The 20,442-nt window shown below is 59.8% G+C and carries 14 protein-coding genes and 2 pseudogenes; 9 read left to right on the forward strand and 7 right to left on the reverse strand.

What is annotated here, in order from left to right:
* Nucleotides 1-20: 20 nt before the first annotated feature.
* Both bioD and htpX read left to right on the forward strand, forming a co-directional pair.
* Entirely contained in the window at nt 21-698 is a 678-nt protein-coding gene (gene bioD / locus ACTG2B_RS07155; protein WP_005337893.1) for a dethiobiotin synthase, read from the forward strand.
* Between the two features lie 113 nt (nt 699-811).
* A pseudogene (gene htpX, locus ACTG2B_RS07160) lies at nt 812-1,686 on the forward strand (protease HtpX).
* 76 nt (nt 1,687-1,762) lie between these two features.
* Here htpX and ACTG2B_RS07165 read toward each other — a convergent pair.
* Together ACTG2B_RS07165 and ACTG2B_RS07170 are read right to left on the reverse strand one after the other, a co-directional pair.
* Nucleotides 1,763-3,475, reverse strand: coding sequence for a methyl-accepting chemotaxis protein (locus ACTG2B_RS07165; RefSeq protein ID WP_439995440.1), 1,713 nt, complete (start codon nt 3,473-3,475; stop codon nt 1,763-1,765).
* A 222-nt stretch (nt 3,476-3,697) separates the two neighbouring features.
* A pseudogene (locus ACTG2B_RS07170) lies at nt 3,698-5,546 on the reverse strand (MOSC N-terminal beta barrel domain-containing protein).
* Between the two features lie 77 nt (nt 5,547-5,623).
* Here ACTG2B_RS07170 and ACTG2B_RS07175 point away from each other — a divergent pair.
* The 6 genes from ACTG2B_RS07175 to yciA all read left to right on the forward strand — a co-directional run bounded on the left by ACTG2B_RS07175 (nt 5,624) and on the right by yciA (nt 14,305).
* Nucleotides 5,624-6,376, forward strand: a complete 753-nt coding sequence (locus ACTG2B_RS07175; protein ID WP_115544057.1) for a substrate-binding periplasmic protein — start codon at nt 5,624-5,626, stop codon at nt 6,374-6,376.
* 176 nt (nt 6,377-6,552) lie between these two features.
* Nucleotides 6,553-8,199, forward strand: coding sequence for an NAD(P)-binding protein (locus ACTG2B_RS07180; protein WP_439995441.1), 1,647 nt, complete (start codon nt 6,553-6,555; stop codon nt 8,197-8,199).
* Nucleotides 8,196-11,777, forward strand: coding sequence for a pyruvate:ferredoxin (flavodoxin) oxidoreductase (gene nifJ, locus ACTG2B_RS07185; protein ID WP_439995442.1), 3,582 nt, complete (start codon nt 8,196-8,198; stop codon nt 11,775-11,777). Before ACTG2B_RS07180 ends, nifJ begins: the two co-directional genes overlap by 4 nt.
* A 250-nt stretch (nt 11,778-12,027) precedes the next feature.
* Nucleotides 12,028-12,900 (forward strand): hypothetical protein, encoded by an 873-nt coding sequence (locus ACTG2B_RS07190; protein ID WP_139477157.1) that lies wholly within the window; start codon nt 12,028-12,030, stop codon nt 12,898-12,900.
* Between the two features lie 122 nt (nt 12,901-13,022).
* A complete protein-coding gene (locus ACTG2B_RS07195) occupies nt 13,023-13,841 on the forward strand; it encodes an NAD-dependent epimerase/dehydratase family protein (RefSeq protein ID WP_439995443.1) in 819 nt (272 codons plus the stop codon).
* Between the two features lie 59 nt (nt 13,842-13,900).
* Nucleotides 13,901-14,305 carry an acyl-CoA thioester hydrolase YciA gene (gene yciA / locus ACTG2B_RS07200; RefSeq protein ID WP_005337875.1) on the forward strand — a complete coding sequence of 135 codons (405 nt, stop codon included), beginning with the start codon at nt 13,901-13,903 and terminating at the stop codon, nt 14,303-14,305.
* Here yciA and ACTG2B_RS07205 read toward each other — a convergent pair whose 3' ends face one another.
* The gene (locus ACTG2B_RS07205) at nt 14,306-14,530 is read right to left on the reverse strand and encodes a hypothetical protein (RefSeq protein WP_439995444.1); all 225 of its coding nucleotides are present in this window, start codon (nt 14,528-14,530) and stop codon (nt 14,306-14,308) included.
* A gap of 104 nt (nt 14,531-14,634) precedes the next feature.
* On the opposite strand from ACTG2B_RS07205, the gene ACTG2B_RS07210 reads away from it, so the two are divergent.
* The gene (locus tag ACTG2B_RS07210; RefSeq protein WP_439995445.1) at nt 14,635-15,480 is read left to right on the forward strand and encodes an endonuclease/exonuclease/phosphatase family protein; all 846 of its coding nucleotides are present in this window, start codon (nt 14,635-14,637) and stop codon (nt 15,478-15,480) included.
* 94 nt (nt 15,481-15,574) lie between these two features.
* Here ACTG2B_RS07210 and ACTG2B_RS07215 read toward each other — a convergent pair whose 3' ends face one another.
* The 4 genes from ACTG2B_RS07215 to ACTG2B_RS07230 all read right to left on the reverse strand — a co-directional run bounded on the left by ACTG2B_RS07215 (nt 15,575) and on the right by ACTG2B_RS07230 (nt 20,439).
* Nucleotides 15,575-15,838 carry a GrxA family glutaredoxin gene (locus ACTG2B_RS07215; protein WP_108613181.1) on the reverse strand — a complete coding sequence of 88 codons (264 nt, stop codon included), beginning with the start codon at nt 15,836-15,838 and terminating at the stop codon, nt 15,575-15,577.
* A gap of 121 nt (nt 15,839-15,959) precedes the next feature.
* The gene (dacB, locus tag ACTG2B_RS07220; RefSeq protein ID WP_439995446.1) at nt 15,960-17,396 is read right to left on the reverse strand and encodes a D-alanyl-D-alanine carboxypeptidase/D-alanyl-D-alanine endopeptidase; all 1,437 of its coding nucleotides are present in this window, start codon (nt 17,394-17,396) and stop codon (nt 15,960-15,962) included.
* Nucleotides 17,397-17,527: 131 nt separating this feature from the next.
* On the reverse strand, nt 17,528-19,288 hold the full coding sequence (locus tag ACTG2B_RS07225; protein WP_439995447.1) for a DEAD/DEAH box helicase: 1,761 nt from the start codon (nt 19,286-19,288) through the stop codon (nt 17,528-17,530).
* A 113-nt stretch (nt 19,289-19,401) separates the two neighbouring features.
* Nucleotides 19,402-20,439 carry an HlyD family secretion protein gene (locus ACTG2B_RS07230; protein ID WP_439995448.1) on the reverse strand — a complete coding sequence of 346 codons (1,038 nt, stop codon included), beginning with the start codon at nt 20,437-20,439 and terminating at the stop codon, nt 19,402-19,404.
* Between the last annotated feature and the right edge of the window lie 3 nt (nt 20,440-20,442).

Below are 20,442 nucleotides of genomic sequence, written 5' to 3' on the forward strand. Positions count from 1 at the left end.
CCTGCCAAGGAGAGAACCGTATGAAATCATTCTTTATCACCGGCACCGATACCGATGTGGGCAAGACGCTGGTGGCGCGTACCCTGCTGCGTGAATTCAGCGCACAGGGAATCAAGTGTGCGGGTTACAAGCCGGTCTCGGCCGGATGTGCCCGCACTCCGGACGGGCTGCGCAACCTCGATGCAGTTCTGTTGCAGGAGGCAGCGAGTCTGCCGCTGCCCTATGAGGTGGTCAATCCGTTCGCCTATGAGCCGCCGATTGCGCCCCACATTGCCGCCAGCGAGGCGCGCCAGCCTATCACCATGCAGGGGTTGAGCGAGGGGCTACGCAAGATTGAACAGGCCGGGGCCGAGCTGGCGGTAGTGGAAGGGGCGGGGGGTTGGTATCTGCCGCTCGATCGCAAGCATCTGCTGTCGGACTGGGTGAAACAGGAGAACATGGCGGTGATCATGGTAGTAGGGGCCAAGCTGGGTTGCCTCAACCATGCGCTGCTCACCTTTGCCGCCATTCGCAATGATCAGCTGCCAGTGGCGGGGTGGGTAATTAATCGGCTCCATGGTTCCATGAGCCATTATCAGGAAAATCTGGACACCCTGAGGGGCTTGCTGCCAGCCCCCTTCCTCGGCGAAATTCCGTTTATAAACAATCCGCTTGAAGCCGATTTGCAGGGGCGTCTTGATATCTCGCCGCTACTTTGACGGCATATTCAGCGAACATTCATCGAATCTCCCTAGAATGTCGACATTAACATGATCAGGTGGGGATCCCGAGTGATCCCGGGTCATGTCCCTTATCTTCACAAGGAGTCTATATGAAGCGAATTATGCTATTCCTGGTGACCAACCTGGCCGTCATGCTGGTGCTGGGGGTGGTACTCAATATCCTGTTCTCGGTTCTGGGGATCAACAAGTCCAGCATTTCCGGGCTGTTGGTGTTCTGTGCCGTGTTCGGTTTTGGGGGTTCCTTTATCTCCTTGCTGATGTCCAAGTGGATGGCCAAGCGCAGCTATGGCGTCCAGGTCATCGAGCAACCCCGTAACGAGACCGAGCACTGGCTGGTGAGCACTGTGGCCCGTCAGGCCCGCGAAGCGGGTATCAAGATGCCGGAAGTGGGGATCTACGACTCTCCCGAGATGAACGCCTTTGCGACCGGCGCTCGCCGCGATGATTCGCTGGTGGCGGTCTCCTCCGGCCTGCTCTCTACAGCATGAGCCGTGACGAGGCGGAAGCGGTACTGGCCCACGAGGTGAGCCACGTGGCCAATGGCGACATGGTGACCCTGACCCTGATCCAGGGTGTAGTGAACACCTTCGTGATGTTCTTCGCCCGTATCGTGGCTGGCGTGATCAGCAACTTCTTCAGCTCCAACAACGAGGAAGAGAGCAGCAGTACCGGCGGTTTTGCCTACATGATCACCGTGTTCGTGCTGGAGATGCTGTTCGGCATTCTGGCCTCCATCATCGTCATGTGGTTCAGCCGTCAGCGTGAGTTCCGTGCCGATGCCGGTGCCGCCAAGTTGGCCGGTCGCGACAAGATGATTGCCGCCCTTGAGCGCCTCTCCCGCGGTGCCGAGCCACAGCTGGAAGGCTCCATGATGGCTTTTGGCATCAACGGCAAGCGCTCCATGAGCGAGCTGTTCATGAGCCACCCGCCCATCGAGCAGCGTATCGCCGCCCTGCGTGGTTGATAGATACTGAATGACGGGGATGACCCCGAATAAAAAACGGCTGCCTTCGGGCAGCCGTTTTGCTTTTCAGCGTTCTTTAAAGCTTGAAGTGCCCCATCTCCTGGCGCAGTACCCGTGACAGCTGCTTGAGCTTGGCCGCCTCTTGCGACACATGGCGGGCGGCATCCCCCGATTGCTCTGATAGAGAGGTGATGTTGCCGACGGTGGAGACTACCTCGTTGGCGGCGGTGGACTGCTCGCGCAGGGTGTGGCTGATCTCTCCCATCAAGCCGGTGAGGTTGGAGGCGTGGCTCTGGATGCTGGCGATCGCCTCGCCGGTCTGGTTGGCCAGCGTGACCCCGCGAGAGACGTTGTTGACCGTGTTCTCCATGCTGCGGATGGAGGCATCGGCCCCGCTCTGGATCTTGCTGATCATCCCGGTGATTTGCTGGGTTGAGGCCGCCGAGCGACTGGCCAGATTGCGCACCTCGTCGGCCACCACCGCAAAGCCGCGACCCTGTTCACCGGCCCTCGCCGCCTCGATGGCTGCGTTGAGAGCCAGCAGGTTGGTCTGATCGGCGATGCCGCGGATCACCCCGATGATCTCCGAAATCTGCTGGGTATGACCGTTGAGCTCGGAGATGGTGCTGGCTGCATCCCCCACTGTGGTGGAGATATTCTCGATGCTGCCGAGCGTCTCTTTAATGACCCCTGATCCCTCCTCCAGGGTATTGGCTGAGACCTTGCTCAGCTCGTCTGCATGGGTGGCGTTGTCGGAGAGGTGACTGATGCTCACCACCAGCTCCTCGATGGCGGCGGCCATGGTCTGGGTGCTGGTTTGCTGATCGGTAGCAAACTGGGCGGTCTGTTCGGCGATCTGGGCGATGCTGTCGGCAGAGTGGGATAGCTCCTCGGTGGAGTGGGAGACCTTGGCGATGATCCCCTTGAGGGTAGTCTGCATACCGCCGAGCAGACCGATCAGGCTCTCTTTCGATCCTGGCGGCACCTTGATGGGGCGCGAGAAGTCCCCTTCCGCCATCATATGGAGATCGGTCTTGAGCTGTTCGACCGAGGTGCCCACCAGATCGAGCAGGGAGCGGTAGGTGCGCCAGAGGAAGAACATCAACACCAGACCGAGGGCGATAAAGAGATAGCGCAGCATGTCGGTATTGGCGATGGCGCTCTCGACCGCCTCATGGTTGCGCTGCTCCATCATCACGTAGAAGTCATCGATGGGGGACATGATGCGCCCCTTGTTCTGGTGATAGGCCTTGTCATGCATCATGGCGATGGCTTTTTGCTGGTTGGCAACCGGGTCGCCATCGCTCTGCTGCACCAGCTTGAAGGCGGCGACCTCGGTGTTGACCAGCGCATCTGAGTTGTTTTTGGCCTCGTTCAGTTTGGCGAGCTCACCGTCGGTGAAACCGGCATCCTTCATCAGGTCGATCAGGCCACGGCGAACATTGCTGTCGGGGCGGGGATTCTGGCCGTTGGCGGCGACAAAGTCCCAGTAGATACGGTTGTAGCCATCCGGTCTCGGCTGCTCGCCGTTGCGAATGGCCAGGATCCGCATGTACTGCTGTTCGTAGGCTGGATCCTTGGTGATGACGTAGGTGCGCCCGAGTCGGGTCAGATCATCGGAGGATTGGCGCAGTTCGTCGGCCAGCAGGTAGGAGACATATTGTTGTCGATAACTCTCTTCCAGTTGTTTACCCGCCCAGCTGTAGACGAAAAACACCAGTGACAGCAGGATCAGGGTGATGACGGATAGCAGCAGGTTGAGCTGAAAGGCGGGCTTGTTCTGTTCCATGGTATGGGCGTCCTTTCCCTATGGCTGAGTGTCGTATGGAGCATCGCCAAGTCAATGGCTGGCAAGGCTTTTTGCTCTGAGAGTATAGGAAGGGAAACTCACTGATGAAGGCCGTGGGGACAAATTAAGGGCGGATCAGGTGAACAAGTGTGGATAAAGATGACCGGGGTCAATTCCCCGGTCATCTGGGTTGGCGTGAATTAATGTGGCCCGATCACCCGATCATAGGATTTCAAGGTCGGTAAGCGGCACGGCGCAGCAGGCAAGGATCTTGCCCTCTGCCCGCTCGGCGGCGGTGATGGCGGGGGCGTCGGGGTGATCCACCTCGCCCGAGATCAGCGTCTGTTTGCAACTGCCGCAGATGCCGGCGCGGCAGCTCCAGGGCAGCTCTACACCTTGCTTGTTGGCCTGATCCAGCACAGAGCCCTGATTGTTGCCGGCAAAGGCTTGGACGCCGATACGCAGTTGCACCGCCTGATGGGGGCGAGCCACCGAGAGAATCGCGCCGCCAAAACTCTCCTGTTTGATCCGTGCGGCTGGAACGCCGAGGGCTGCCACTTTCGCCGCCGCATCGGCCATAAAGCCGTGGGGGCCGCAGATAAAGACCTCTTTCCCGGCCAATCCTTTGACCAGTTGCAGATGCTCATCATTGAGTCGCCCTTGCAGCCCCTGCCAGTGATTGTCCGGCTGGCTCAGGATAATGGTGAGGGTCATCCCCTGCTGCGCCATGGCGTGCAGTTCGCTAGCGGCGGGAATGTCCGCTTCGCTGCGGCACAGGTGCATAAAGTGAACCTCTTCCAGCTCCCCGCGTAGCGCCAGGGTGCGGGCTATCGCCAGCATGGGGGTGACGCCGGAGCCTGCGGAGAGCAACAGGAGGTTGTGCTCGGACCCTAAGTGAAACTCACCAGCAGGGTTGGCGGCCAGCAGCCGATCACCCACCTGCAACTGCTGGTGCAGCCAGTGGGAGATGCGGCCACCCTCCACCTTTTTGACGCTGATGCCGTAACGCTCCGGGTGATCCGGCGTAGAGCTCAGGGTATAGCGCCGCTGGATCCGCTCGTTTTTGATATCGAGACTGATGGGCAGATGCTGGCCCGGTAGGTAGTCGGGCAGGGGCTCGCCATCGGCGGCTTCGAACCAGAAGGTCTCCAGATCCCGCGCCAGCGGTTCGCGGGCCACGCAGACCAGCTCCCGCTTCTTCGGCGCGGCGGCGGGATAAACCACCGGACGGGTATGCTCCAGCACTTCTATCTCGCTGCCAGCCTCAATCCACCCCTCGTTCAGGGCGATCAGGTTCTGGCCGAAGTAGACCTCGCCATCCTCGCCACGGCGGTAGCGGGTGAGGGTCGCCAGCGGCTCTTTCAGGGCGTTGAAGCGATCGGTGCCCGCTTCCACCGTGGTCATGATGCAGCGGCTGCAGGGCTTGACCACTTTAAATTCCACCTCACCGATGCGGATGCGCACCCAGCTGTCCTCCTCGAAGGGCTGGGTATTGCTTGCCACCAGATTGGTGCGGAATTGGCTCATCTGGTGCAGCGCATCGGAGCGCAGATTGAGATCCTCAAGGGAAGCTTGGCTTATCAGCAGCAGCGGATAACCGTCGGCAAAGCTGACCCGGGTGCCGGTCTTCTCGCGAAAGCGATCAGAGGTTTCACCCAGCCAGAGCAGTTGCACCGTCTCCCCTGCCACCCGGCTTAGCCAGCCATCGGCTTTGGGGTCGGTGCAGGGCGGTGAAACGGTCGCTCCAGACTCCGGTAGCTTGCGGGGCGCGGCTGAAGTCGACCTCTTGCAGGGTGAGGGGTTCAAAGCCCGGATAGCGCAGTTGCAAGCCACCTTCGATGGGGGTAGCCACGACCTGTTGCAGCTGGGGATGGGTTCGGGCGGTGATAAAGGTGCCGTCCGGTTTGACCACCATGTAGCGGCGATCCCCTGCCAGTCCCTCTTCGGTCACCCGGGCGCGAGCCAGCGGCATACCTGCAGTCGATTTGATGGGGTAGAGGTGAATGCTGTCTAGCCTGGGCATCTTCATATCCTTGTGACGCGGCGCGATCGCCTGGAAAAAGGGGAACATAACGGTTCCCCGGCGATCCGGCAATCCTTTCAAGGGGGCGGTCTATAGTTGGGAAAACAGAACAAGAGGGCATCGGGATGAAAATAAGCTGGTTGCTGGCGGGGAGCCTTTTTTGCCACGGGCTCTGGGCGCAGGAGCTGACCCTGACCACGGGAGAGTATCCCCCTTACTGCTCCGAGACGCTGAAATATCAGGGGCTTATCCCTCATGTGGTGAGCGAGGCATTCAGGAGTGAAGGGGTGAGCGTCAAGTTCCAGTTTCTTCCCTGGAAGCGGGCCTTTCGCTTGTCGGAGGAGGGAGTGGTGGATGGCACAGTCCACTGGTATGAGTCGAGCGAGCGGCGCAAAACCCATCTCTACAGCGATCCCATCCTGAGCGAAACCTATGTCTGGTTCTATCTCAAATCCGATCCGCTGGAATGGCACGGCTATCAGGATCTGGCGGATCGCAAGCTGGCTGCGGTCAGTGGCTATACCTACAATGCAGATTTTTTTGCAGCCATCGCGCAGGTGCCGCTGCAGGTGCAGTTCGTCACCCGACTGCGCCAGAGCTTCGATCTGCTGCTCTCCGGCCGCGCCGACCTGACCCTGGAGAACATCGATGTCGGCTACTACTCCCTGCGTCAGTTCTACCCGGCCAGCACGGTCGATCTCTTTGCAACCCATTCAAAACCCGTGATGAAGGTCGAAGGTCACCTGCTGATCAGCCGCAAGCGTGCCAACGCTGACGAGCTGATCAAAACCTTCAATCGGGGGCTCGCCAAACTGAAAGCCAGCGGTCAGCTGGAGAAGATGTTACTTGAGTCACGTTCTGGTCTCTATGAACCATAAAGTGCAACATTTTTTGATCCTGATTCGCTAATCAGTACAAAAAAGCGGCCATTATCGACTCAGTTCCCAGTTTCTAACGCTTTCGCTTCTTCCCCATCCGGCCACCGTCCGCTTCGGCTACACGGTATCAAGCGCCATCGGGTGGGGCCTGTCACACAAAAAGAAGAAAGCAATGTATGAGCAAACAACTGGACATGACCCCATTGCCGGATCTCTCCCTGAAAACGGGAACAGGCCCGGTGCGTACCCGGCTACCCGTCTGGCGGCCGGCCCTGCCACCCTGCAATCACGCCTGCCCGGCCGGAGAAAATATCCAGGCCTGGCTCTCTTTGGCGCAGGCCGGCCGTTTTGAGGCGGCCTGGCAGACCCTGATCGAAGAGAACCCCTTGCCCGCCATTCATGGCCGGGTCTGCTATCACCCCTGCGAGAGTTCCTGCAATCGCGGGCAGGTGGATGAATCCGTCTCCATCCATGCCATCGAGCGTTTCCTCGGCGACGAGGCGCTGGCCCGTGGCTGGCTGCCTGCGCCACCTGCCCCTGCCAGCGGCAAGAAAGTGCTGGTGATCGGTGCCGGCCCCTCCGGTCTCTCCTGCGCCTGGCACCTCAACCGGCTCGGCCATCAGGTGGAGATCCGCGAAGCGGGGCCGCTTGCTGGCGGCATGCTGCGCTTCGGTATTCCCGCTTACCGCTTGCCCCGCGACGTGCTGGATCGGGAGGTGGCCCGCATCGTGGCGGCCGGGGTGACGCTGACCCTCAACCACAAGGTGGAGGATGTGCTGCGCGAGCGCGACGAGGGGGGCTTTGATGCCGTCTTTATGGCCATCGGCGCCCATCTGGCCAAGCGGGTCGATATTCCGGCCCGGGAAGCGGGCAAGATCCTCGATGCGGTGAGCTTCCTCGAACAGGCGAGTCTGGCCGAAGAGCAGGGCCTGCCGCCACCCAAACTGGGACGACGGGTAGCGATTTATGGGGGGGGCAATACCGCCATGGATGCGGCCCGTACCGCCCGCCGCCTCGGTGTGGAAGAGGCGATGATCATCTACCGCCGCGACCGGGACCATATGCCTGCCCACGCCTTCGAAGCCGACGAGGCCGAGGAGGAGGGGATCAAGATCAACTGGCTGCGCAGCATCCGCCAGCTCGATAGCACCAATATCGAGGTGGAGGTGATGGCGCTGGATGCCGAGGGCAAGCCGGTGCCCACCGGCAAGTTTGAAACCCTTGAAGCGGACTCCCTTATTCTGGCGCTCGGTCAGGAGGTCGACCTCTCGGTGCTGGAGAGCATTCCCGGCGTGCGGGTCAACAAGGAGGGGGTGGTACAGGTGGCGGGTAACCTGATGACGGATGTGCCGGGTCTGTTTGCCGGCGGCGACATGGTGCCCTCCGAGCGCACCGTCACCATCGCCACCGGCCATGGCAAGAAGGCGGCGCGCCATATGGATGCCTGGCTGCGCGGTCGCCACTACCACAAACCGCTCTCCTACCCGCTGGTGGGGCCGGAGCAGTTGCAACTCTGGTTCCAGACCCACGCGCCCGCCAGCAGTCAGCCGGTCAAACCGGCATGGGCGCGAGATGACTTTGGCGAGATCATCGGCGGGCTGGATGAGGTGGCCGCTCGCTACGAGGCGGCGCGCTGCTACTCCTGCGGCAACTGCTTCGAGTGCGACGGCTGCTATGGCAGCTGCCCTGAGCAGGCCATCGCCAAGCAGGGGCCGGGCAAAGGTTATCAGGTGGATGCCGAGCGCTGCACCGGCTGCGGTGCCTGTCACGACCAGTGCCCTTGTCACGCCATCGAGCTGCGCCAACCGGAGGAGTCCCAATGAAACATGAACTGATCATGGTCGATGGCAACGAAGCCGCGGCCCGGGTGGCCTACCAGCTGAGTGAAGTGTGTGCCATCTACCCCATTACCCCGAGCTCGACCATGGCCGAACTGGCCGATGCCTGGGCTGCTGAGGGGCAGACCAACCTGTGGGGCAACATTCCCACAGTGGTAGAGATGCAGAGCGAAGGGGGGGCGGCCGGCACGGTACACGGCGCCCTGCAGGCGGGGGCGCTCGCCACCACCTTCACCGCCAGTCAGGGGCTGATGCTGATGCTGATGCTGCCCAACATGTACAAGATCGCCGGTGAACTGACCTCGGCGGTGTTCCATGTGGCGGCCCGCTCGCTGGCGGCGCAGGGGCTGTCGATTTTTGGCGACCATCAGGATGTGATGGCGGCGCGCAGCACCGGTTTTGCCATGCTTGCCTCCGGCTCGGTGCAGGAGGCGCAGGACCTGGCCTTGGTCGCCCATAGCGTCACCTTGCAGTGCCGGGTGCCCTTTATCCACTTCTTCGACGGGTTCCGTACCTCCCACGAGGTGAACAAGATCACCGCCCTGCATCGGGATGAAATTCGCGCCCTTATCGATAACGACTGGATACGCGCCCACCGTGCCCGGGCCCTCAACCCGGATCATCCGGTGATGCGCGGCACCGCCCAGAACCCGGATACCTATTTCCAGTCCCGCGAGAGCGTCAACCCCTTCTACGAAGCGGTGCCGGCGCGGGTGCAGCAATGCATGGACAATCTCGGCGAGCTGACCGGCCGCCACTACCGGCTGGTGGAGTACCACGGCGCGCCCGATGCAACTGACGTCATTGTGCTGATGGGCTCGGGGGCGGCCACCGCCCGCACCACAGTGGATTGGCTCAACCAACAGGATCGCAAGACCGGAGTGCTGGTCATTCGCCTCTATCGCCCCTTCCCGGTACAGGCGCTGCTCGATGCGTTGCCCGCGAGCGTGCGGCACATGGCGGTGCTTGATCGCACCAAGGAGCCGGGGGCGGGCGGCGAGCCGTTGCTGCTGGATGTGCAGAGCGCCCTCATCGACGGTTTGCAGCGCGGCCTTATCAAGCGGCTGCCGTGGCTCAGTGGCGGTCGCTATGGCCTCTCTTCCAAAGAGTTCACCCCCGCCATGTGTGCGGCGGTATTCGAGGAGCTCTCCTCCGATGCGCCTCGCCCCCGCTTTACGGTGGGGATTGTCGATGACGTGTCGGGCCTCAGTCTGGCCTGGCACCCCATCGGCGATCTGGAGCCCGCCAGCCGGGTGCGGGCGCTCTTCTTCGGCCTTGGTGCCGACGGCACCGTGGGCGCCAACAAGAACAGCATCAAGATCATCGGCGAGCTGGAGGGCTTCCACGCCCAGGGCTACTTCGTCTACGACTCCAAGAAGTCGGGCTCGCGCACCGTCTCCCACCTGCGCTTTGGCCCCGAGCCCATCGATGCCCCCTGGCTTATCGAGCAGGCGAGCTTTATCGGCTGCCACCAGTGGGGTTTTGTCGAATCGGTAGACCTGCTGGAGCACGCCGCCGAAGGGGCGACCCTGCTGCTCAATGCTCCCTATGAGCCTGAGCAGGTCTGGGCCGAGCTGCCCGAGCGGCTGCGTGCCCGCATCCGCGCCCTCGATATCAGCCTCTACTGCATCGATGGGGATCGGGTGGCCGAGCGCAACGGCATGGGCAATCGCATCAACACCATCATGCAGACCTGCTTCTTCGCGCTGGCTGGCATCTTGCCGCGGGATGAGGCGATTGCGCTGATCAAGGAGAGCATCGAGAAGAGCTATGCCCGCAAGGGGCCCGAAGTGGTCGAGCGCAACTTCGCGGCGGTGGACGACACCCTGGCTCATCTCCATCAGGTGGCCATCCCGGCCGGTGAGGAGCAGATCAGCGACTATCCGCTGCCATTGGCTCCCGGCGGCAGCGAGTTTGTCCAGCGGGTCACTGGCGAGATGCTGGCGGGGCGTGGCGATCTGATCCCTGTCTCCATGCTGCCGGTGGATGGCACTTACCCCACTGCCACCAGCCGCTTCGAGAAGCGGGATATCGCCCGCGAGATCCCGATTTGGCACTCCGATATCTGTATCCAGTGCGGCAACTGCGTCTTTGTTTGCCCCCACGCGGCGCTGCGGGCCAAGTTCTACCATCAGGACTGGCTGGCGACCGCCCCCGAGGCAGCGCAGTCGGTGCCCGTCACCGCCAAGGGTTTCCCCGACAGCCGCTACACCTTGCAGCTCTATCCGGAAGATTGCACCGGCTGCGGCCAGTGCGTGCAAGCCTGTCCGGTGCGGGTCGGTGCAGATGAGAGCCATGAGGGCGAGCGCGCCATCACCATGATGGACAAGGCGCCCCATCTGGCTGGCCAGAAGCAGGCGCTGCGCTGGTTCGAGAGCCTGCCCTGGCCTGCCCGCGAGCGGGTGGACTTCTCCACGGTGCGCGGTGCCCAGTTCCTCGAACCCCTGTTCGAGTTCTCCGGTGCCTGCGCCGGCTGCGGCGAGACTCCGTATCTCAAGCTGCTGACCCAGCTGTTTGGCGATCGCATGCTGGTGGCCAACGCCACCGGTTGCTCCTCCATCTACGGTGGCAACCTGCCGACTACGCCGTGGGCCAAGAACGGCGAAGGGAAGGGGCCGGCCTGGTCCAACTCATTGTTCGAGGACAACGCCGAGTTTGGCTTTGGCTTCCGTCTCACCGCCGATCAGCATCACGGTCAGGCGGTGGCGGCCCTTGAAGCGATGAAGGGGGAGCTGGGCGCCGAGCTGGTCGATACCCTGATTAGCGCCCCGCAGCGGCTGGAGTCGGAGATCCGCGCCCAGCGCACCCGGGTGGCACAAGTGCGGGAGCGGCTGGAAGAGGTGAAATCCGGCAAGGCTCGCGAGCTGCTGTCACTTATCGATCAGCTGGTGCGCCGTTCGGTCTGGATCATCGGCGGCGATGGCTGGGCCTATGACATCGGCTCGGCGGGGCTCGATCATGTGCTCGCCTCCGGGCGCGATGTGAACGTGCTGGTGATGGATACCGAGGTCTACTCCAACACCGGCGGTCAGATGTCGAAATCGACCCCGCTCGGTGCCGTCGCCAAATTCGCGGCGGGAGGCAAGACGCTGGCCAAGAAGGATGTGGCGCTGCAAGCCATCTCCTACGGCAACGTTTATGTTGCCCGCATCGCCTTTGGTGCCAATCCGCAGCAGGCGCTGCAGGCCTTGCGTGAAGCCGAAGCCTATCCGGGCCCGTCGCTGATCATCGCCTACAGCCACTGTATCGCCCACGGTATCGATATGGAGTTTGGCCTGACCCAGCAAAAACGCGCCGTGGCCTCCGGTCACTGGCCGTTGATGCGCTACAACCCGGTATTGCGCAGATCGGGGCAGAACCCCTTCAGCCTCGACAGCCTGCGCCCCTCCATCCCCCTCGCTGAATACCGGCAGGAGGAGACCCGTTATCGGGTATTGGCCCAGAGCCATCCAGAGGAGGCCGAACGGCTGATGCAGGTGGCGCAAAAAGTGGCGTGGCAGAAGTGGGCCACCTACGAAGAGATGGCCACCCGCGAGGCCAGCCATTTCCATCCGCCGGTGTGAGGATTGGGTTAACTCGGCATAAAATGAAGCGGGCCACTGGCCCGCTTTTTGTATTGGCAGACTAAAGGCTGCCTGTATAGGAAAACGCATCATAGATGCCACAGTATATTTGGCCAAGGTAGTCTCAGAGCATTGAAAAATAAATGACAATTATGTTGGTGTGTAAGACAATATTGCACAGGTTATACAGAGCAAGATAGTTTTAAATGGATGTTTTTGGAATGTTAATTTATTAACTCTTAGAGGTAGCATGGATAGTAGTCACAAGATCCCCGTAGAGAAGGTTACTAAGCCAATCCAACTATTGGCCGCTTGGCTCACAGGATTGATATTAATTGATGCTGCATTTTTAACTGCAGCAAATGCTTTATCTGAACCAGTATGGGCTAAAGGCTTACTAATAGCAGCCGCGATCATAAATGTACCTCTTTTTTTGGCTTCAATCTTCCTTTTGCAAACCAAATTCAGACCAGAGATGCAAGAGGATTTGTTTTATTCAAAATACCTAGAATCAAAGACCGGTATGCTTAGGCAGCCAGTGTCTAGTAATCAATTAACTAAGTTGAAAGAGGAGCTTTACTCTGCCAATACAGAAACATTGAAGTTAGTCTCCAGTATTCAACAGGAAATAAAGGGACTGACATTTGAAATCAAAGATGGTAAGGCGAAGGCTCTATTTTTGCCAAGTAATGAGGATCTTGAACGTAAAATAAAAGAAGCGGAAGATGTTTCTTCATGGAATCAATGTGAAATTAGATTAAACAGTTTAATGAAAGCTAAAGAACAATTTAAAAAATGTTTAATTGAAAACAATATCCCGATCCATGGAGTATTTGGTAATAATGATTTGGATTTCAACGATCCTCCAGAAGTAGTTATAGGCCCGGGTTTTTCTAAAGAACACTTAAGAAAATTCCTCAATGCTATATCTACACAGGCTGTATCAATAGTTGCATTTGCATATCCTGAAGATGGTGCTGAAGGTGAGGAAACGTATCACAAAGAAATACTGATTGGTGCATATAATAGTCACAATTATGGTTTGTCGCTTGAGCGGGCAGTTGAGTTAATTAATATCCCTGATATGGATGTAGATATATTCTATTCTGCTTTGATGTATTGATTTCAAATGAGTTAGAAATACCGCCACTTTGGCGGTATTTGTCTATTTGCGGGTCAAAGCTTTCTTTTTATGCCAAGGCAGGTAAGCTGCGGGGCAACTAGCGTCAAGCAGGAGAAGGGACGATGACAGAGCAATATATCGCCGGGACGATCAGTATTCTGGGGGCGGGGTGGCTCGGGCTGCCGCTGGCGCGGGCCCTGCTGGCGGCAGGCAAGCAGGTGGCGGTGACGGTCAGCAGCGCCGAGAAGGCGGCCCGTCTGCAGGGGGAGGGGATCAACGCCCATCCGCTGACGATTTCTGCCCATATGTCGGATGCGTGGCCCATCCCCTGCGAGAGTCTGGTGATCTGCGTACCGCCCAGCAAGACCGATGACTACCCGCAGGCGGTGGCAAAGGCCTGCGCGTTGGCCAAAGCGCACGGCACCCGGCGGGTGCTGTTTGTCAGCGCCACCTCGGTATGGGGGGCGGGGCAGCAGGAGGGTGAGCAGCCCAAACCCCGCCATGCCCGTGGCGAGCGGATGCTGGCGGCGGAGCAGGCGGTACTGGCGGCCGGTTTCGAGACGGTGATGATAGTGCGCCCCTCCGGCCTTTATGGCCCGGATCGCCATCCCGGCCGTTTCCTGGCGGGCAAGACTCTCGATGGCGGCGCCCAGTCGGTCAATCTGGTTCATCTGGACGATGTGGTGGCGGCTTGCATCTTGCTGCTGGAGCGGGGCAAGGACGGGGATGTCTTCAACCTGAGCGCGCCTGTGCATCCGCGCCGCGAGCAGTTTTACCCCTTTGCGGCGCGCCAGCAGGGGCTGCCCGTGCCGGTCTTTATCGAGCCTGCCGGTGAATTTCAGCCCATCGACGGTCAGCTCATCTGCCAGCAGATGGGATTCAACTATCGCTGGCCCGACCCTGCCCACTGGTTTGCCGCGCTTGCCGCCTCGGGCAATTGAGGTTTGCCAAGGGGGTGATCGCCCCCTATCATGCCGCCATCCATGAGAGAGAGGCGGTAATGATGGTAGATACAAAACGTCACCCCGATGGGGAGTTGTTGCTGAGAACCCTGGCAATGCCAGCCGATACCAACCCCAATGGCGACATCTTTGGTGGCTGGATCATGTCCCAGATGGATATAGGTGGGGGCATTATGGCCAAGGAGCTGGCAAAAGGACGTATTTGTACCGTATCCGTCGAAGGCATGACCTTTCACAGTCCGGTCAAGGTGGGCGATGTGGTCTGCTGCTACGGCCGCTGCATGAAGATCGGCCGCAGCTCCATGAAGCTCAAGCTGGAGGTGTGGGTCAAGCCAGTCCTGCGGGAAAACGATGCCCAGCGTTACTGTGTGACCGAGGGGATTTTCACCTATGTCGCCATCGACGAACAGGGCAAATCCCGCCCGGTGCCGGTGAGTGCCTGATCAAATCAGCCGGGCATTGATGATGGATATTTCCTGCTCAAGCCCGGTTTTTTGCCGTATCATGCGTTCCAGCATCTCTTCCGAGCCCACATATTGCAGGGTATCAAACAGGCAGAGATCGCACTGCGGGTCCCGTCTGATGTGATAGATGGTGGCCAGCTCCACTTGATGACAGTTTCCTTGTTGATCATAAAACGTCACGTTGTACCGAAGTTCTCTCGCCATGGGCAGGCTCCTGCGGGTTGGGTGGAACAGGGACTATCAGCTTAGTCGGCATTGATGGTGTTTGTGATGGTTACGACAAAAAGCAAAGGCAGGCGGTTTAGCCAATGAAAAATAGTTATCGCATTCTTGGCACCTCCCTGCTGACCTTGGGGTTGGTAGGCTGTTTTGAGGTGCCGGATCAGAATCATCTGGTCACGGCAGAAGGGATTGTGCCGGGTATCGATTGTCAGCGTCCGCCATTGGTGGCGCTGGCGACCACGGCGCTGCCCCGGGAGTTCGGGGTGACGGTGTGGAACCTCTACAAGGGGCAACGCAAGAACTGGCGTGAAGGGATGGACAGTTACGCCAAGGGGCAGGATCTGGTGTTATTGCAAGAGTCCGCCACCCGTCCCGAGATGCTCGACTGGCTGCGTGCCGGTGATTTCCAGTGGCAACAGCTGCAAGCCTTCACCCAGGGCGGCGTGTCGTTCGGGGTGATGACGGTGGCCAAGACCCCGCAAGCGTTCGTCTGTGGCGTGCGCTCCCCCGAGCCCTTGTTGCGCATCCCCAAATCCGGGCTGGTGAGCCTCTATCCATTGCAGGGGGACCCCGACGGCCTGATGGTGATCAATATCCATTCGGTCAACTTCGAGTTGGGGATGGCCACCTTCCGTGAACAGCTCAACGATCTCACTGCCTTGGTGCGCCGCCATCAGGGGCCGGTGATCCTGGCCGGTGATTTCAACACCTGGAGCGACAAGCGTCAGTTCTGGTTGAGCAAGCTGGTGGAGGAGCTGGGGTTGCAGGAGGCCGTCCCTGTGCCCGACCTGCGCCGCACCGCTTTTGGTCGGCCGCTGGATCACCTCTACTACCGCAATCTGGATCTGGTGGAAGTGAGCTCACCGGCCACGGACAGCTCGGATCATAACCCGATTATTGCGCGCTTTGCTGCTCAGAGATTGACCCCCTGAGCTCGGTGATAGCTGCTTAAAAATTCCGGCGCCTGATGGCGCCGGTTTTTTTATCGCTGCTGGCGGTTAACCCGCGTGGCATGGGGCGCGGGAATTACTGATAGAGCCCCAGATTTGCTTTGGCATAGGCTTCAAAATCGGTGCAGCCACCGATGTGCTGCTCGTCCAGGAAGATCTGCGGCACGGTATTGACCGGCTTGCCGGCGCTCTTGGCCAGATCTTCTTTGCTGATCCCCTCGGCGTGAATGTCCACGTAGCGGAATTTGAAATCATCGCGTTGTTCGGTCAGCTGTTCGGCAATCTGCACAGCACGAACACAGTAGGGGCAACCGGGGCGACCAAAAATCACTGCAAACATATTATCTCTCCGTTTTTAAGCCGTTATCTCAGGCCCTTGATGTCACACCGGCAACAGCATAGCCCTGCCGAGTGATGACGTGAAGTCGATTGTATCGGCCCCGTAAACGGGGCCTGCCCCATCAGCCCTCGTTGACGATCTGGATGGGTTGTTGTTGATAGATGCTCTCCAGCACCCCTTTTTCAAACACAGTCCAGGGCCAGGGGGCCTTGCTGGCACGGTAGCGCTCGTGGGTGGCCGGATCTTGGGATAGACCGCGCTGGAACATCACGAATGCTTTGCGCTGGCCGCTTGCGGTATCGATAAAACCGGCCAGATTGGAGGTGCCGGTGATGGTGCCGGTCTTGGCATGGACCTTGTTTTTCATCATGGGGGCGGTGACGCTGCGTCGCCACGCCAGGGTGCCATCTACCTGGGAGCTTGGCAGCAGTTTGATAAAACCAAGCTCGGCATCGTTTTTCTGGATGAAGTTCAGCACCGACATCATCTGGCGAGCACTGATCAGGTTGTGAGCCGAGAGGCCGGAGCCATCAGCCAGGGTGGCGTTGCCCAGATCGATGCCGTTCTTGGTGAGGATGGCCCGCACCGCCATGGTGCCGCTGCGATAGCTGCCCGGCTTGTTGTAGTAGTGGCGTCCCACGGTCTTGAGGAAGGTATCGGCGTAGAGGTTGTCCGATTTTTTCAGCATCTTGGCCAGCATGACTGGCAAGGAGACCGAATAGTGAGTGCCGAGGGTCTCGGCACCGACAGGGGCCTTGTGAGTGACCCGCAGCAGACCGTCATGTTTGATACCTGCACGGTTCATGGCCCAGCGGATGTTGTCCCATCCCCAGGCTTCCACATCGTGGATGGCAAAGCGCAGCCCCTGTGGCTCCTTGTTGGGGGTGATACAGCCCTTGAGCTCATAGAAGTTGCCCTTGGCCATGTCTACTTCCAGCGCGCAGAACTGGCGCGCCATGTCGCCGTAGCTCATCACCTCCACGTTGTCGGCTCCGATGCCGATGGGGACGCCGGTGGCGACGTTGCCGGTGGCCGGTTTACCGATCTGGGTGGCGGTAATGGTGCCATAAGCGCAGTTCTTGTCGATGATGACAGACGAGACGGGCGCGGCGAAACAGAGGGTCTGATCCCCCCATGACCAGCCATTGCCGCGCTCGTAGCCGTTGTAGGCGCCGGTGTTGACGTAGACATTGCCCTTGATGCTGGTGACGCCAAGCTGCTTGAACAGGGCCAGCAGATCCATGCGGGAGAGGGTGGGGTCGCCGACGAAGTTGATCCAGATATCGCCGTTGATGGTGTCACCCTGTTTGGCGCCAGGCTGGGCCTGAATATCGGTGGCGAAGCGGAAATCGGCACCCAGCTCAAGGCGGGCCGCCAACGCGGTGAGCACCTTCATGGTGGAGGCGGGAGCGATCATTTGATCGGCGTGGCGGGCGAACTCAACACCGTTATTGCCCTGCACCATGATGGCGTACTGGCCCCCTTGCGGGGGTGTCAGCGGGGCGGCGTGGGCCGCCAGAGAAAAGAGAGTACAAAAACCAATCAACAGCCGCTGCATAACATCCTCTAACGTAACGAAGGGGCCCGGTAGTGGTGCCGGCCCTGATAATTCATCCTGGTGTCACCTGCCGATGCGAGATCGGTCGTGGCAACGCAATTCACACGACTCATGCCGGACGCCAGTGACTATCATGCCAGTGAGTTGGCAGTGCGATAGCGGCCGTCATAATCAAAAATCTTCTCTTTAATCTGCCAAAAACGGCCCGATTTGCGGGCGATGACGAAATCGGGATAGCGAAACTGGCGCTCGCACGCCAGCACGCTCGCCAGGGTGGCAAATTCGGGCTCCAGACCCGGAGCGGGCCAATGATGACGCACAAAGCGCTGTTGAAACAAGCGCCGCGCGCCCTCGGAGTGAAATCCGAAGTACTCATTGAGGGTGAGACCATCCTCATCGTGATAGATCACTTCCAGCCGCTCCCCCTGTTTGCCGCGCCCGGCGCTGAGGGTCAGCCCGGCACAGCGAATGACCATGCAATCCTTGAGATTGAGCGCCTCTTTGAGCTTGTCGTCAGGGTCCACCAGCAGCTGATCGCAGTGCTGGCAGCGACGGGCGGCGATGTCGTTTTCGGCGCCGCAGCCGGGGCAGATCTTGGCCCGAAAGCGGTAGTCACACTCCTCGCGGTTACCCTCGTCATCTTCAAACAGCCCCTGACAGCGGCGGCCGTAGTGTTCAATCACCTTGCCATCCTCATCGGTCTTGCCCCAGAAGGTGTTGGCAAAACCGCAGGCAGGGCAGGGCACTTGCACCGGCTCGGTACCCGCGTGGGGACGGGGTTCCCCCACTTCGGGGGCAAACAGGTTGAAGTTGTTGCCCGCATAGTCGAGCACCAGACAATCGCTCTTGCCGGGCGAGAGACGCAAGCCCCGCCCAACGATCTGCTGATAGAGCGAGACCGACTCGGTGGGCCTGAGCATCACGATAAGATCGACATGGGGAGCATCAAAGCCGGTGGTGAGCACTGCCACGTTGACCAGAAACTTGAGCTCTCGCGCCTTGAAGGCGCTGATCAGGGCATCGCGCTCCGGCCCCGGGGTTTCGCCGGTGATCAGGGCCGCCTGCTGCTCTTTGGCCCCGAGCAAGCCATGAATTTCCCGAGCATGTTCGACGGTGGCGGCAAAAATCATCACCCCTTGCCGGTCGGCGGCATACGCCAGCACCTGACTCAGGATGTGGGGGGTGACCCGCTCCTGGCGTTTGAGCTCGCCATTCAGGTCGGCTTCGCTGAACAGACCGTTCTCCCGCGCGATCAGCTTGCTGAAGTCGTAGTGGACGATGGGGGCGTCAATCATGCGCGGCGGCGTCAGGTAGCCGTTTTTGACCATGAAACGCAGGGGCAGCTCGAACACACAGTCACCGAACAGCCGCTCGCCGTGGCTTTTCACCATGCCGTGGTAGTGGCGTCGGTAGATCCAGCCCAGCCCGAGCCGATAAGGGGTAGCAGTAAGCCCCAGGATCTTGAGGTCGGGGTTGGCCGCCTTGAGATGCGCGATCACCTGATGGTATTGGCTGTCGTCAGCCAGTGACACCCGGTGACACTCGTCGATAATCAGCAGCGAAAAGGCCCCGTCGAAGGCCTCCAGATTGCGTGCCACCGACTGCACCGAACCGAACACTACCTGGGCATTCGCTTCTTTACGGGCAAGGCCTGCGGCGAAGATATCTGCCTTGAGTCCCCACGCCTCGTACTTGGCGTGGTTCTGCTCAACCAGCTCCTTGACGTGAGCCAGCACCAGAACCCGACCACGCGCCTTGCGAGCCAGTTCGGCGATCACCAGACTTTTGCCTGCCCCGGTGGGCAGCACCACCACGGCGGGGTCCGGGTGTTTGCGAAAGTGGCTGATCACGGCGTTGACGGCGTCAGTTTGATAGGGTCTGAGAACGAACATGAGGACGTAGCGTTTGGGCTGGGGCGGCGCAGGATGGCGCCATTATAGGGATCTTGGCGCCACAAAAACAGCGGGCCGGCATAGTGCCGGCCCGCAGAGTGGCAAGAGGCTGATCAATGGAACGGGAAGATGTAGTTCATCCAGCTGGCCATGCGCAGCAGCACTTTTCGCATCACTGACACATGGTGGAAGTGATCGGTGTAGATGGCGGCTTGTCCGCTTGAGCCTGCAATCACCTGATACTTGGCCCACTCGGGGTCGGTGATGGAGATAACCACTGGCAGGCGGCCAGGGCGCACTGCGGTAGTCTGATCCAGCAGCCCGATGTTGGCTTGTACGTTACCTGCCGCAATGGCCGGGATCACGGCGGTTACCTTGCCTTTAAAGATCCGGCCCGGCACACCGTCGATCACCACTTCTGCCTCGTCACCAATGGCAAGGCGCTGCATGCTGTTCTGCCAGAACCAGCCGACGTAGGCGGTATCATCCTTGTGGATAAAGGTCATCACCGGACGGTACATGAAAGGGGTGGCAATCATGCCGGGGCGCAGTGCCAGCTGAACGACGTGACCATCGCTTGGGGCATGCACCACGGTTTGGGCCAGTTGATACCTGGCTTCGTCCAACTGGGCCTGCAGGTCATCCAGGGTGGCATTCTGCTGCTCTATCTGGGCCACAATGTCATCCACATTGGCCTGGGTCACATCAAGGTCACGTTGTTTGCCAACCCCACGGCGCATCAGGTCGCTGGCGCGATCCCGATCCAGCTTGGCGGAGCGCAATCTGGCTTCGATGGAGCTGAGCTGCTTGCGGTTTGATTCCAGACGGGCGGCAAGGCTCTCGGTTTTCAGCCGAAAGGGCTCATCATCGATGCGAAACAGCACATCACCTTTTTTCACCGGCTGGTTGGCTTGTACCGGCACCTCCACCACGCGCCCTTTGACCAGCGGCACTATGGGGGTGGAGACGTAGTAGTTGCGCGCCATCTCGGAGTAGGGGTGGTTGTAGTTCATCAGCATGATCAGGGTGCCGATGAGCAGCACGCCGCCCAGTGCTGCGGTGGGGACGGTCCACTTGTTGAGCGGGATGCGGAAAATTTTGAATATGGCGACACACAGCGCCGTGTAGGTCAGGATCAGTAGCAGGTCCATGGT

The organism is Aeromonas sp. 30P, assembly GCF_051919805.1.
In the GTDB taxonomy this organism is placed as follows: domain Bacteria; phylum Pseudomonadota; class Gammaproteobacteria; order Enterobacterales; family Aeromonadaceae; genus Aeromonas; species Aeromonas veronii.

What these genes read in the sequence shown, in the direction of transcription:
- bioD (WP_005337893.1), top strand. Translation starts at nt 21, where the DNA reads ATGAAATCATTCTTTATCACCGGCACCGATACCGATGTGGGCAAGACG.
- ACTG2B_RS07165 (WP_439995440.1), bottom strand. Translation starts at nt 3,475, where the DNA reads ATGGAACAGAACAAGCCCGCCTTTCAGCTCAACCTGCTGCTATCCGTC.
- ACTG2B_RS07175 (WP_115544057.1), top strand. Translation starts at nt 5,624, where the DNA reads ATGAAAATAAGCTGGTTGCTGGCGGGGAGCCTTTTTTGCCACGGGCTC.
- ACTG2B_RS07180 (WP_439995441.1), top strand. Translation starts at nt 6,553, where the DNA reads ATGAGCAAACAACTGGACATGACCCCATTGCCGGATCTCTCCCTGAAA.
- nifJ (WP_439995442.1), top strand. Translation starts at nt 8,196, where the DNA reads ATGAAACATGAACTGATCATGGTCGATGGCAACGAAGCCGCGGCCCGG.
- ACTG2B_RS07190 (WP_139477157.1), top strand. Translation starts at nt 12,028, where the DNA reads ATGGATAGTAGTCACAAGATCCCCGTAGAGAAGGTTACTAAGCCAATC.
- ACTG2B_RS07195 (WP_439995443.1), top strand. Translation starts at nt 13,023, where the DNA reads ATGACAGAGCAATATATCGCCGGGACGATCAGTATTCTGGGGGCGGGG.
- yciA (WP_005337875.1), top strand. Translation starts at nt 13,901, where the DNA reads ATGATGGTAGATACAAAACGTCACCCCGATGGGGAGTTGTTGCTGAGA.
- ACTG2B_RS07205 (WP_439995444.1), bottom strand. Translation starts at nt 14,530, where the DNA reads ATGGCGAGAGAACTTCGGTACAACGTGACGTTTTATGATCAACAAGGA.
- ACTG2B_RS07210 (WP_439995445.1), top strand. Translation starts at nt 14,635, where the DNA reads ATGAAAAATAGTTATCGCATTCTTGGCACCTCCCTGCTGACCTTGGGG.
- ACTG2B_RS07215 (WP_108613181.1), bottom strand. Translation starts at nt 15,838, where the DNA reads ATGTTTGCAGTGATTTTTGGTCGCCCCGGTTGCCCCTACTGTGTTCGT.
- dacB (WP_439995446.1), bottom strand. Translation starts at nt 17,396, where the DNA reads ATGCAGCGGCTGTTGATTGGTTTTTGTACTCTCTTTTCTCTGGCGGCC.
- ACTG2B_RS07225 (WP_439995447.1), bottom strand. Translation starts at nt 19,288, where the DNA reads ATGTTCGTTCTCAGACCCTATCAAACTGACGCCGTCAACGCCGTGATC.
- ACTG2B_RS07230 (WP_439995448.1), bottom strand. Translation starts at nt 20,439, where the DNA reads ATGGACCTGCTACTGATCCTGACCTACACGGCGCTGTGTGTCGCCATA.